Raw genomic sequence first — 13,420 nt, 5'->3', positions numbered from 1 at the left:
AATTCCGACTCAGACCGGGACGCAGCTTCCCTCAGGGCCATGTTTCGGAAAGAGCGCCCCGTTTTGAACGCCGATTCTGGGATACCGTTTCCGCAACGGATCTCTCGCGGAAACTGCATCCCACTCTGAGCGCCCATTCCGGGACACAGTTTCCCAACGGCCCCCGTTTCGGAAACCACATCCCGTTCCGAGCCTTCAAAGCGGGACGCGGCTTCCCCGAGAGAGTATCGACTACTTGCCGTCGTCGTCCTCGGCTTCTTCTCTTGCATAGAGCTCCAACATGCGGCGGCGGTATTCGCGCACGGCGAGCTTGGCGCGCTCCAGGCGGCGACGCTCGCGCGGGGTCAGCTCGGACGGGTCGACCTCATCACCATAGGTCTTATCGGCAAGAAGATGCGCCGCGTCCACGATGCGGGCATCGATGTGGCCGCTCGCCGCCTCGGCGGAAAGACGCTCGGCAATCGTATCGAGCGTAGGCAAGCCCTCGAATACGCGACCATGGCCATGCGAAGTCAGCAGCTCGTGCTCACGTGCGAGCAGGCTCGCCAAATCGTGATGGGCGCGCAGGATGTCGAGCGCATCGGATGGATGCTCGGCAACTTCTGCCACGGCGGCGACCGGCGCGGCGTCGACCACGCGGTAGAAGAGCTGCGCGAGCAACGGCATCAAGAACACCGTGATGGCACCGGCAGCGACCATGACCGACGCAATATCTTGCGACAGCGCGCCCGCGTTGACGGCAACGCTTGTCACGGCAACGATGATCGGCAGGGCCGTGGTGCAGTACAGGGCCACGGTAATGCGACCATACGCCGACACATCGCGCGTCGCAGGACAAATGCTCATAGAAATAAGAATGGGCACGGCACGAATAATCAACAACGCCACGATAAAGCCCACGAGCAGACCCGGGCGCGACGCCACGGCCGTCAGATCGATCTTTGCGCCCGATACGGTAAAGAATACCGGAATCAAAAAGCCGTAGGCCAGGCCATCGAGCTTGGTCTCGAGCGTATGGTTGCCCTCGGGGATGATATAGCGCAAGACAAAGCCGGCGGCAAAAGAACCCAACACGATGTCGAGATCAAAGACGGCCGAGAACGCCACGAGTGTGACCAGGATGAGCACCGTCAGGCGCACGAAGGTCTGCGACGTGGTATCGGCGCGTTCCTCGACAAACGCAAAGAAGCGGCTGCCGACACGCTTGGAGCGGCTTGGGACCACAGCCAGCAACACGCAAACCACCGCAAACAAGCCAAGGATTACGAGCGTTTGGATGCCAGTGCGGGCAGACAGCAGCACCGACATGGCGAGCACAGGGCCGAGCTCACCCCAGGTGCCATACGCGAGAATCGAGTCGCCCACACGCGTGCCAGTGAGCGAGCGCTCACGCATGATGGGCACGAGCGTGCCGAGCGCCGTCGAAGTGAGGGCAAGCGTCACGGCGATACCGTCGAAATGACTGACTGAGAACCACGGGGTAAAGCGCACGGCAAGCCAGGCGATACCAAACGTGACGACCCACGTCGCCAAGCCGTAGCGCCCCTCGACGCCCGTGATGCTCTTGGGGTCGATCTCAAAGCCGGCAAGCAGGAACAAGAAGGCCAGGCCCAGCTCGGACACAAGCGAGACCTCAGCATCTACATGGATGACGCCGAGCATATGGGGTCCCAGCACCGCGCCGAGCACGAGCAAAAAGACCGTCTCGGGAACGGGTTTTCCGGGAATCGCCGAGGCGATAAAAGGACTCGCAAAGGCCACGAGTGCGATGATGGCGAGCGAAACGAATGCCATGTGATGCCTTTCTCTTGTTTGCGCTTCACTGTAGCACCCTCGCCGTCCTCAACGCGCCGCGAGCTGTCGTATCATAGTGAGGTTTACAAACATGTGGCTCAAGGCGACCGCAGGGCAGACCCCGCAAACCGACCGCTGCCGCATACCGTACCGTACGCCCAACCGATCAGGAAGGCAGGAACCAATGGTCTCTCGTATCTACGTGGAGAAGAAACCCGGGTTCGACGTCGAGGCTCAGCAGCTCAAGGGCGAGCTGACCGAAATTCTCGGCATCAAGGGCATCGAGGCCCTGAGGATCATCAACCGCTACGACGTCGAGGGCATCGACGAGGAGCTTTTCCGCTCCTGCGTGCCGACCGTCTTTAGCGAGCCCCAGGTCGATGTGACCTACGACGAGCTCCCCGCAAGCGATGGCGCCGTCTTTGCCGTCGAATTCCTGCCTGGCCAGTTTGACCAGCGCGCCGACTCCGCCAGCGAGTGCGTGCAGCTCATCAGCCAGGGCGAGCGCCCCGCCGTGCGCTCCGCCAAGGTCTATATCATCTCGGGCGCTCTGGACGAAGCCGCCATCGAGGCCATCAAGCACTACGTGGTGAACCCCGTCGAGGCGCGCATCGCCTCGCTCGACCTGCCCGAGACGCTGTACATGGAGACCCCCGAGCCCCAGCCCGTCGAGGTGCTCGACGGCTTCCGCGAGCTCGACGAGGCCGGCCTTGCCGCCTTTATCGCCGATCGCGGCCTTGCCATGGACGAGGCGGACATCGCCTTCTGCCAGCAGTACTTCCGCGATGAGGACCGCGACCCCACCATCACCGAGATCCGCGTGATCGACACCTACTGGTCCGATCACTGCCGCCACACCACCTTCGGCACCGTCCTGGACGACGTGACGATCGACGACGCCGTGGTGCAGCAAGCCTTCGACCGCTACATGGAGATGCGCCACGAACTCGGCCGCGACGCCAAGCCCGTCTGCCTCATGGACATGGGCACCATCGGCGCCAAGTATCTTAAGAAGACCGGCGTCATGACCGATGTCGATGAGTCCGAGGAGATCAACGCCTGCACCGTCAAGGTGAAGGTCGATGTCGACGGCGAGGACCAGGACTGGCTGTTCCTGTTTAAGAACGAGACCCACAACCACCCGACCGAGATCGAGCCCTTCGGCGGTGCCGCCACCTGCGTGGGCGGCGCTATCCGCGACCCGCTCTCGGGCCGCAGCTATGTGTACCAGGCCATGCGCGTCACCGGCGCCGGCGACCCCACCGTCCCGGTTTCCGAGACGCTCGAGGGCAAGCTGCCGCAGCGCAAGCTCGTGACCACCGCTGCCGCCGGCTACTCCAGCTACGGCAACCAGATCGGCCTTGCCACCGGCCAGGTCAACGAACTCTATCACCCCGGCTACGTGGCCAAGCGCATGGAGGTCGGCGCCGTCGTGGGCGCTACCCCGGCAAACCACGTGCGCCGCGAGTGCCCCGCCCCCACCGACAAGATCATCCTGCTGGGCGGCCGCACCGGCCGCGATGGCATCGGTGGCGCCACCGGCTCCTCCAAGACCCAGAACACCGAGTCCATCGAGACCTCGGGTGCCGAGGTCCAGAAGGGCAACGCCCCGGTCGAGCGCAAGCTGCAGCGCCTGTTCCGCCGCGGCGACGCCTGCCGTCTGATCAAGCGCTGCAACGACTTTGGCGCCGGCGGCGTCTCAGTCGCCGTGGGCGAGCTTGCCGACGGCCTGTACGTGGACCTGGACACCGTGACCAAGAAGTACGACGGCCTGGACGGCACCGAGCTCGCTATCTCCGAGTCCCAGGAGCGCATGGCTTGCGCCGTCGCCGACGGTGACGTCGAGGAGTTCATGGGCTACGCCGCCGAGGAGAACCTGGAGGCGACCGTTATCGCCGAGGTTACCGCCGAGCCGCGCATGCGCATGGCATGGAACGGCGTCGCCATCGTCGATCTGTCCCGCGAGTTCCTCAACTCCAACGGTGCGCCCAAGCACCAGGTCGCCCACGTCTGTGCCCGCAGCGTGTGGCAGCCCAGCTGGGCCGGCACCACGCTCGCCGAGCGCATGACCTCGCTCGTCACCGACCTCAACGTCGCTTCCAACAAGGGCCTTTCCGAGCGCTTCGACTCCACCATCGGCGCCGCGACCGTGCTCATGCCCTTTGGCGGCAAGACGCAGCTCACCCCAAGCTCGGCCATGGTCGCCAAGTTCCCCGTGGACGGCGAGACCACCACGGCGAGCGCCATGGCATGGGGCTTCAACCCCTATCTGATGGAGGCCGACCAGTTTGCGGGCGCCTACCTGTCCGTGGTCGAGTCCATCGCCAAGCTCGTTGCCGCCGGCTTTGAGCACAAGCGCGCCTACCTCTCCTTCCAAGAGTACTTCGAGCGTCTGCGCACCGAGGCCGAGCGCTGGGGCAAGCCCACGGCAGCCGTCCTGGGCGCCCTCATGGCCCAAGTCGACCTGGGTGCCGGCGCCATCGGCGGCAAGGACTCCATGAGCGGTTCGTTTGAGGACGAGACCGGCGAGCTCAACGTTCCGCCGACCCTGATCAGCTTCGCCGTCGCCGTGGGCAAGGCCGCCCGCGCCGTCTCACCCGAGTTCAAGGGCCTCACGCACCGCGTCGTCCGCATCGCCCCCGCCACCTATGGCGAGGACTACCGTCCCGACGCCCAGCAGCTGCTCGCCGCGTTTGACGCCGTCGAGGCGCTCACTGCTACCGGCAACGCCCTGGCCATCTCCACGCCCGGCTACGGCTGCGGCGCCGAGAGCCTCTTTAAGATGTGCGTCGGTAACCAGATCGGTATCGAGCTTGCCGAGGATGTAGACGTGGAGAGCCTCTTCACCCCGCTCTACGGCAGCTTTATCGTCGAGCTCGCCGAGGACGCCGAGCTGCCCGAGGTCGCCGACGGCGTTGTCGTCGAGCCCCTGGGCACCACCGTCGAGGGCTATGTCATCGACACCGGCTCCGAGGTCATCGAGCTCGCCGAGCTCCAGGAGGCCTGGGAGAGCGGCATCGAGGGCGTCTTCACCTACCGCAGCGCCGGCGAGACCCCCGAGGTCGAGACCATCGACTTCCGCGCCAAGGATATCCACGTGTACGGCGGCGCCAAGATCGCCCGCCCGCGCGTGATCATCCCCGTGTTCCCCGGCAACAACTGCGAGTACGACAGCGCCCGCGCCTTCCGTGCCGCCGGTGCCGAGGCCGACACCTTCGTGATCAACAACCTCACGCCCGAGGCCGTCGCCGAGAGCACCCACGAGCTTGCCCGCCGCATCCGTGCAAGCCAGATCGTTATGATCCCCGGCGGCTTCTCGGGCGGCGACGAGCCCGACGGCTCTGCCAAGTTCATCACGGCGTTCTTCCGCGCTCCCGAGGTCACCGAGGCAGTCCGCGACCTGCTCAAGGCCCGCGATGGCCTGATGCTGGGCATCTGCAACGGCTTCCAGGCCCTGATCAAGCTCGGCCTGGTGCCCTACGGCGACATCGTCGACGCCACGCCCGATGCGCCCACGTTGACGTTCAACACCATCGGTCGCCACCAGAGCCGTCTGGTGCGCACCCGCATCTCGTCCAACTTGTCCCCGTGGCTGTCGCAGTGCAGCCTGGACGACCCCTACACCGTCGCCATCAGCCACGGCGAGGGCCGCTTTGTCGCCAATGACGAAGTGCTCGCCCAGCTGATCGCCAACGGCCAGGTCGCCACGCAGTACGTGGGCGAGGACGGCAAGCCCAGCATGGATCTCTCCGTCAACCCCAACGGCTCCGCACTCGCCATCGAGGGCATCACGAGCCCCGACGGCCGTGTCCTGGGCAAGATGGGCCATGCCGAGCGCCGCGGCGACAACCTGTACCGCAACGTGCCCGAGCATGTCCCCGGCGACAAGTTCATGCCGATCTTTGAGAGCGGCGTAGCCTACTTCGCTTAAACCTTTCCCATCGGGTACAATCCCCTCGGGTAACAACACCCGCCACCGGCACGCCCGGTGGCGGGTTCTTTTTTATTTGCGCGTATGGGAGAAGAACATCATGGAAAGCCGCAAGCCGTATCTCGCCACTCTGCCCGGACTCATCCTGGGTTGCCTCGTCTGCTGCGCGCTCTGGGGGTCGGCTTTCCCCTGCATCAAGATCGGTTACGAGCTGTTTGGTATCCCGGCGCACGATAGCGCCTCGCAGCTACTCTTTGCAGGTTTGCGCTTCACACTTGCCGGTATCCTGGTTATCGCCGGTATGAGTGCAGCCCAGCGCCGCCCGCTCGTCCCACAGGCACGCGATATCAAGCCCATCTTTATCTTGTCGCTCTTTCAGACCATCGGTCAGTACTTCTTTTTCTATCTGGGCCTCTCGCGCGCCAGCGCCATGTCGAGCTCCATCATCGAGGCCAGCGCCAACTTCCTCGCAATCCTCTTTGCCGCCCTGGCATTTCACACCGAGAAGCTCAGTACGGCCAAGGTGCTTGGCTGTGCGCTGGGCTTTGCCGGCGTCGCGCTCGTCAACCTTTCGGGCGCGGACGGCACCTTTGGCTTTACGCTCGACGGCGAGGGCTTTATCCTAGCCTCCACTGTCGCGGGTGCTCTTTCGACCTGCCTGATCGGCATCTTCTCGCGCAAGCACGACGGCGTCTTGCTTGCCGGGTGGCAGTTCTTGGTCGGCGGCCTGGTCCTCACCGCCATCGGCTTTTTGATGGGTGGCGCGCTCTCCCCCACAGCGATTGTCCCCGCCATCGCGCTCATCATCTACATGGCGCTTATCTCCGCGGTCGCCTACTCGCTGTGGTCGCGCCTGCTTGCCGTCAACCCCGTCAGCCGCGTCTCTGTCTTTGGATTTATGAACCCCGTCTTTGGTGTGGTGCTGAGCGCGCTGCTGCTCGGCGAGGGCGCTGGCACGAGCCTCGTTACCGTCATCGTTGCCCTGCTGTTGGTCTGCGGCGGCATCATCATCGTCAACAAACCCAAAAAAGCCTAGCGAGCTCACCTTTTTAGGGAGGGCATTCGCATACTTTAGCTTAATGGAGCACACTGGTTCTCGTTGATTTCGTACCGAGTCGCGGCGGCAGACGCCCGTCTTGCCGCACCGCGCCTGGGCATTATGGCCGGTGGCCCCCACAAACGCAAAAGGGGCGCACGACCATCGCAACGGTCGTGCGCCCCTTTTTTCTAGCGCATTTGTACGCCGGCTTTCTTTTTCTCGGCCTTGACGCGGTAGAGCTCCGCATCGGCAGCGCGAAGTAAGTCTTGCCAGGTGTCAACGCTATCGCCGACCCACGCGTAACCGATGGACATCCGCAATGCATACGGCACCTCGGCACGAGCGAGCTCGTCGTTAATCACCGAACACAGGTCTATGATGTCCTGCTCCGCCGTCGCCTTTTGAAGCACCACGAACTCATCGCCACCATAACGTGCGATAAAGCCACCAGACGCCGAGCAGACCTCTTTGAGCGTAGCAGATATGACCTGGAGGGCATGATCGCCCTCAACATGTCCATACCGGTCGTTAATCTGCTTAAAGCCGTCAGCGTCCATCATAAGCAGATACACACCCTCGGCCTGGTCAGTACCCGAGAACAGCGACAGCATATAGGTCTCAAAACGGTTGCGATTGTTAAGGCCAGTCAACGGGTCGGTCGAGATCAGCTGCTCCTGGCAGATGATGTAGAGCAGCAGGATGCTCAGCGTTATACCGACGCAAAGGCCCGGTACCGAAAACAAAACCTGGAAGGTACCGCCCACCAGAGCGGGAACCGCAAAAAAGGCGAGGGTGCGATAAATGGCCTTCTTTTGCAGGCTTTCGACTTTTCGAGCCTGAATAAAGGCTTGCAAGGACGTATATATGACGTAGCAGTAGCTCACGATGGGCTGGATCATATAAGCAAAGCCGCGACGATATACGCCCTGCGCATCGATATAGAACATAGCGTGCGTCCAGTAGCTGGTAAATGCCAGCACGACCACCAATGCGGTTGGCAACGTTAAAAGTACCACCCTGTAGGGCGTGGTCAGGAGCCGTGAGCCCTGCATCGTCTCGGAATAGAAAAACCAAATGAGGCACGCGATGGCGAACAGCGAAAACGAAACCGCGTTGGAAATCCAGTTGGCCGTGATGCCTACAGGAGTGCTCACGCCGTCCGAGAGCGTCCAGATCATATCGAAGAAAATGTAGGCAGCAGACGTGTAGCCCAGCATGCTAAACAAAAGCTGCTGGGTGCTCGAGAACAGGGAGCGACGGCTTCGCACGGCAAGCCCGATAAGAATAATCATGCACAGCAGGAATATCTCGATCTTGAGTGCCTTAACCACTAGACGCCCTCCCTTCAATATCCAAGTGGTCAGAATCGCCCGATTCGTGTCTGGGCAATAAACGCCCCTTACTCCGCAGGGGTAAAGGGAATAATAGCAGAGCGCCCGAACGTTGCTGTAAGACAGCTCTCGTTCGGGCGCTCTGACGGCGCGAATTGCACGCCGGAATCAATTATGGTTAACGGCCGTTACTCGCCGTCGATGTCGGTCGCGACGGCCTCCTCAATAGCCTCGACGCCTTCGACCGACAGATCTTCTTCGCCGTGGCAGAACTTCTTATCGACCCAGCCGGTCAGAATCGGGGCCATGATTGCCGTGATGATGACGGCGGTGGCGATCTGCGCATACGCGGTGGGCGCAAGCTCGGCATAGCGCGGAGCGACCTCGGCGAGGGCGACCGGCGTGGTCATGGCCGTGCCGGCAATGGTGGAACAAGCCACAGCCGCCTTACCGTTGCCGCCACACAGGCGCTCGAAGGCAAAGGTAATGGGACCGACGATAAAGAGCGTGATGAGGCCCAGCAGGATGCCCGAAATGCCACCGGCGATGAAGCTCGAAAGGCTCATGGACGCACCGAGCTGAAAACCAATTACAGCGATCGCGGGATTGGCGCCGGGAACCAGCAGGTTCTTGATAAACGGGAACAGGTTGCCCAGGACCATACCGATAACAAGCGGCAGGATGGATCCGATGATGGTGCCGACGGGGATATTGGCGAGACCCGAAACACCAAGGATGATCATCGTGACGGCGGGGCCGGCCGTAAAGAACAGGATACCGACAGCGCCCTGCTCGGACTCATCGCCGAACTCGCCCATGATGCCCGTATAGAGCGCCATGTTGCAAAACGTAATGCCGCCGATGATAGACACGGAGCTCAGACCCAGGAAGTTGTCGTTAAAGAAATATGCCACGCCTAGGCCGAGAGCCGCTGCGACGACCAGCTTGGGGATCAGCACGACGATACCGGTCTTGATGGCGCCCGGCGTGGACTTAAAGCTGATGCCGGCGCCCACAAACAGCAGGATCGCGGCGACGATGGTATTGGACCCACCGCGGCAGGCAGCCGTAAAGAAGCCGCCGATCTCAAAAACCTGCGGGCAGAAGGTGTTGAGCAAAAGACCGACGATCATCGGATAGATCATGATGTCGCCCGGGATGCGCGGAACCTTGAATTTCTTTTGCTCGTTGGCAGTCGCTTCCTGTGCCATGAAACCCCCATTTCCGCTGACGCGGAACAAAAGCCCACGTCATGCTTTGCTACAGTAAAGTTTGACCATGGTACCAGAAGAAATAGACCAGCTCGGTGAAAAATTCGACAAGTTGGGATGGAACGAGATTCGGCGCCCGCGACGCCACCCCTATATAAGGCTCAAGACAATATAGAGTACGATGCCCGAGACGCAGCACCACAGCATCGATTTTGTCTTGACCGCCACGACCACGACGCCGACGGCCGCAATCCAGGGAACCAAGGCAGGCCAGAGTCCCGCGTCGAACGCGCCGGAGCTCACCAAGTCGTTGGCGACCAGCGCGGCAAAGGCAGCGGGCGGGATATAGCCCAGGGCCTCGGTAATGCGGGGCGACAGGGTCCGCCCGCGCAAGGCGAACGCCGGCGCGATGCGAAAGAACGCGATAGCAGCCCACGACGACAGCCACAGAACCAAGAACTCGTTAACGGGCATCGCGGGCACCTCTTCCGTCAAATACAGCATCGCACGCCAACGCAATGGCAATGCCGGCCACGACGCTTGCCGGCACGGCAATATTCGTGAGGCCCAAAAACTTGCATACGGCGACGGACACCGCGCCCGAAACCGCCGCGACAACGTTGCCGCGCGACAGCCGCTGCGAAAAGAGCAGGCAGATAAAGAGTGAGGTGCAGACAAAGGCCGCAATGGCGGTGGGAACATCGACAACGGCGCCGACGATGGCGCCCGTCGTACACGAAACGCCCCATGTTGCGATAAGGATCACGTTGAGCACGAAGGACTCACGCGGGCCCCAATCCTCCCCTTCAACCAACTTGGCAAGCGAGATGCCGTATGCCTCCTCGGTAAGTGTCGCGGCAACAGCCAGCGTCTGACGCTTCGAGGCACCCGTCAGATGCGGCGCGATCGATGCCGAGTAAAGCGCAAAACGCGAGGAGATTGCGGCGACGCTCGCGACGATCGATACTGCAGGCACACCCGCCAGCCACAGGTTGCAGATCATAAACTGCCCGCTGCCCGTCACAAACGTGCTGCTCAGGGCAAAGACCATCCAGGGCTCCATTCCCGTCTGCCCCATGATCATTCCGCACGGCGCGCCTATTGCAACATAGGTAAGCATCACCGGCCAGACGATTCTAACGATTTTGAGCACCATACGCTTCTCATCCTGACAAGGTCTCCGAGCCGCATGTAGCGATACGGCAGAATCATCATCCGACAGCAATCGAGTTCACCTACAATTGCCACCGGATCGAAAGACACAACTTTTTAGGAAGTCATTATGACAGCTATCGATCGAGACCGGGCTCGCGCGGCCTTCAAAAGCTACACCGATGCCTACGACGCCACCAACCCACGCATCGCGCTCAAAATCGAGCATACGTACCACGTGGCCGAGGCATGCGATGCCGTAGCGCGCGAGCAGGGCTGGTCGTCAGAAGATATTGACCTGGCATGGCTTTGCGGCCTCCTACACGATATGGGCCGCTTTGAGCAGCTGCGACGCTGGGACACCTTTAAGGACGCCGAGAGCATGAGCCATGCGGCGCTGGGCATCGAGGTCCTCTTTGGCGAGAATCCCGCCGATGCACCCGCCGTAACGAGCATCCGCGACTTTATCGATGACCCGGCAGAAGATGAGCTCATCCGAGCGAGCATTGCCTATCACAGCGATTTCCGCCTACCCGCGCAGCTCGACGTGCGCACGCGGAGCTTCTGCGATATCGTGCGCGATGGTGACAAGATCGACATTATGCGCACCATCGCCGACAGCACCGTCGACACTATCCTCAAGGTGGACGAGAAGACGTTTCTCGGCAGCCGTTTCTCGTCGCCGACACTTGCCGCCTTTGACGAGCACCGCTGCGTCGCACGCGATGAGCGCGATGAGCCCGCCGACTTCTTGGTGGGGCTTATCTGCTTTATGTTTGAGCTCGTCTATCCAGCAAGCCGCGCGCTGGCGCGCGAACAGGGCGATATCCACCGCCTGCTCGACGCGCCCTTTGGCATTACGCGGCCCTTTACCGACCCCGCCACGCAGGCAACTTGGAGCCGCCTAAAGGACGAGATGCGCGACTGGCTGGCGCGCGCCTAGCGCTCAAGCTGGGCCAGCAGCTCCTCGACGACCTCGACGGCGTCCCCAACAACTTTGTACTGGGCAGCACCGAAAATGGGGGCATCCGGGTCCTCGTTGATGGCGATAATGCACTCCGCCCCACCGATGCCGGCAAGATGCTGGATGGCGCCCGAAACACCGATACTCACGAGAAGCTTGGGCGAAACCGATACGCCCGTCTGGCCAATCTGATGGCGATACTTCAACCAGCCGGCCTCCACGACGGGTCGCGTGCAGCCAAGCTCGGCTCCCAGAGCCCCGGCGAGCCTTCGCATCAACGGCAGGTTTTTCTTGGAACCAATGCCGCGACCCACCACGACCAGGCGCTCGGCATTGGCGATCGAGGGCTGCTGTCCCCACTCCTCGGCGGGAATCGAGATCTCGACACGAGCCTTAGCATCATCCGCAAGTGATATCTGGGTGATCGTGCCGGAGCGGCCGTAGTCGAAGTCGGGAGCCTTAAAGATACCGGAGCGCACCGTTGCCATCTGCGGACGGTGGTTGGGGCAAATGATGGTGGCCATCAAGTTGCCGCCAAACGCCGGGCGCGTCTGCTGCAGTAGGCCCGTCTCCGCATCCATCGAAAGCACGGTGCAGTCGGCCGTAAGACCCGTCTGCAAACGCACGGCAACGCCGGGTGCCAGTTCGCGACCAAAGGCGGTCGCGCCGTACAGAATTGCCTCGGGCTTGCGCTCGGCTACCAAATCACAGATCAGGCGAGCGTAGACTTCGGCATCGCTCTGACGCAAACGCTCGTCGCGACAGACTAGGACCTCGTCCGCGCCGGCGCAAACCAGATGCTCCAGGTCTCCGAGCGAGCCCTCGGGGCTCATGCCGACCAATGCCACCAGACGGCAGCCGCGAGCATCGGCAAGCTCGCGCCCCTTGCCCATGAGCTCGTAGGCCACGGGAGCCACGGCGTCGTGCTCGTCAGTCTGCACGAAGACCCAAATGTCTCGATATGCATCAAGGTCCACCGCACCAGCGGCCTCGTCACGCTCGATCGAGATAGCGTTGAAGGGGCAGGCGTCGACGCACCCACCGCACAGGATGCAGCCGTCGGTTACGTGGGCGCATCGGTTGGGTCGCTCGCCTTCCACTACGATGCCGCCCGAGGCACAGGCGCGAACGCAGCGACCGCAGCCGATACAGGCCTCGCTATCGATAATCAGTCCGCTCATCTATGCCATCCCCTCGATAATCTTGGCAAGCTTTGCCGCCTGCTCGGACGCCGTCCCCTCAACGGTCTCGCACGTTTGGTCACGGTCGGGCACAAACGAGCGCACGACCTGTGTCGGCGACCCGGCAAGGCCGCAACGCGCGGGGTCGGCGTTCACGTCGGCGGCACTGACCACGCGCACGTCCGCCTCCTCTGCCGCGCGAATACCGGCAATACTCGGCATACGCAACTGGCCAATCTCCTTGGCAGTCGTCATCGCGCACGGCATCTCCAGATACACCGTCTCCTCGCCGGCATCGCATCCGTGAATGAGCGCCAGCGAGCCACAGTTCGTAAAGCCCGCGCTCTGCACGCAACTCACGTCGGTCACGCAGGGAATCTCAAAGGCACCGGCAAGCTCGGGACCAATCTGGGCCGTATCGCCATCCACCGCCATCTTGCCGCAGATGAGCAGGTCGAAGTCCTCGTCGAGCGCCTCGATGCCGCATTTGAGAGCATAGGTGGTTGCCAGGGTATCGGCACCTGCAAAGGCGCGATCGGTCAGCAGCAGCGCGTCGTCGGCGCCTCGGGCGATGCAGTCGCGCAGCAGCGACTCGGTCGCGGGGATGCCCATCGACACCACCGTCACGCGCACATCCATGCCAAAGCCGATAAAGTCGTCCTTCAGCGCCAGCGCGCATTCCAAAGCGCTCGCATCAAAGGGATTAATGACCGCCTGCTTGCCATCGCGCACGATGGTATTGGTCTTGGGGTCCATCTTGACCTCGGTGCTGCCCGGCACCGCCTTGACGCACACCACCATATGGAAATCGCTCATC

General features: G+C 62.2%; 10 protein-coding genes. 3 read left to right on the top strand and 7 right to left on the bottom strand.

Annotation, left to right across the window (positions count from 1 at the left end):
* Window positions 1-231: 231 nt before the first annotated feature.
* Window positions 232-1,794, bottom strand: a complete 1,563-nt coding sequence (locus ABCP74_RS07255; protein ID WP_006234446.1) for a cation:proton antiporter domain-containing protein — start codon at window positions 1,792-1,794, stop codon at window positions 232-234.
* A 184-nt stretch (window positions 1,795-1,978) separates the two neighbouring features.
* Between ABCP74_RS07255 and ABCP74_RS07250 the strand changes: the two genes are divergently transcribed.
* Both ABCP74_RS07250 and ABCP74_RS07245 read left to right on the top strand, forming a co-directional pair.
* Complete coding sequence (locus ABCP74_RS07250) at window positions 1,979-5,725, top strand: phosphoribosylformylglycinamidine synthase (RefSeq protein WP_343001328.1); 3,747 nt, start codon at window positions 1,979-1,981, stop codon at window positions 5,723-5,725.
* 100 nt (window positions 5,726-5,825) lie between these two features.
* Window positions 5,826-6,761 (top strand): DMT family transporter, encoded by a 936-nt coding sequence (locus ABCP74_RS07245; protein ID WP_343001327.1) that lies wholly within the window; start codon window positions 5,826-5,828, stop codon window positions 6,759-6,761.
* Window positions 6,762-6,952: 191 nt separating this feature from the next.
* Here ABCP74_RS07245 and ABCP74_RS07240 read toward each other — a convergent pair whose 3' ends face one another.
* The 4 genes from ABCP74_RS07240 to ABCP74_RS07225 all read right to left on the bottom strand — a co-directional run bounded on the left by ABCP74_RS07240 (window position 6,953) and on the right by ABCP74_RS07225 (window position 10,426).
* Complete coding sequence (locus ABCP74_RS07240; RefSeq protein WP_343001326.1) at window positions 6,953-8,095, bottom strand: GGDEF domain-containing protein; 1,143 nt, start codon at window positions 8,093-8,095, stop codon at window positions 6,953-6,955.
* 188 nt (window positions 8,096-8,283) lie between these two features.
* Window positions 8,284-9,306, bottom strand: a complete 1,023-nt coding sequence (locus tag ABCP74_RS07235) for a 2-keto-3-deoxygluconate permease (RefSeq protein ID WP_343001325.1) — start codon at window positions 9,304-9,306, stop codon at window positions 8,284-8,286.
* Between the two features lie 150 nt (window positions 9,307-9,456).
* Window positions 9,457-9,780, bottom strand: a complete 324-nt coding sequence (locus tag ABCP74_RS07230; RefSeq protein WP_343001324.1) for an AzlD domain-containing protein — start codon at window positions 9,778-9,780, stop codon at window positions 9,457-9,459.
* Window positions 9,770-10,426, bottom strand: coding sequence for an AzlC family ABC transporter permease (locus ABCP74_RS07225; RefSeq protein ID WP_343001336.1), 657 nt, complete (start codon window positions 10,424-10,426; stop codon window positions 9,770-9,772). The genes ABCP74_RS07230 and ABCP74_RS07225 overlap by 11 nt, the downstream gene beginning before the upstream one ends.
* A gap of 162 nt (window positions 10,427-10,588) precedes the next feature.
* On the opposite strand from ABCP74_RS07225, the gene ABCP74_RS07220 reads away from it, so the two are divergent.
* Window positions 10,589-11,401: an HD domain-containing protein gene (locus tag ABCP74_RS07220; RefSeq protein ID WP_343001323.1), complete on the top strand. Its 813-nt coding sequence runs from the start codon at window positions 10,589-10,591 to the stop codon at window positions 11,399-11,401.
* Here the strand turns inward: ABCP74_RS07220 and ABCP74_RS07215 are convergent.
* Complete coding sequence (locus ABCP74_RS07215) at window positions 11,398-12,603, bottom strand: FAD-binding protein (protein ID WP_343001322.1); 1,206 nt, start codon at window positions 12,601-12,603, stop codon at window positions 11,398-11,400. The genes ABCP74_RS07220 and ABCP74_RS07215 overlap by 4 nt on opposite strands.
* Complete coding sequence (locus ABCP74_RS07210; RefSeq protein ID WP_343001320.1) at window positions 12,604-13,419, bottom strand: electron transfer flavoprotein subunit beta/FixA family protein; 816 nt, start codon at window positions 13,417-13,419, stop codon at window positions 12,604-12,606.
* Window position 13,420 lies beyond the last annotated feature (1 nt).

The organism is Collinsella aerofaciens (genome assembly GCF_039062315.1).
GTDB lineage: Bacteria > Actinomycetota > Coriobacteriia > Coriobacteriales > Coriobacteriaceae > Collinsella > Collinsella aerofaciens_BG.
This window is presented reverse-complemented; position numbering and strand designations above follow the sequence as displayed.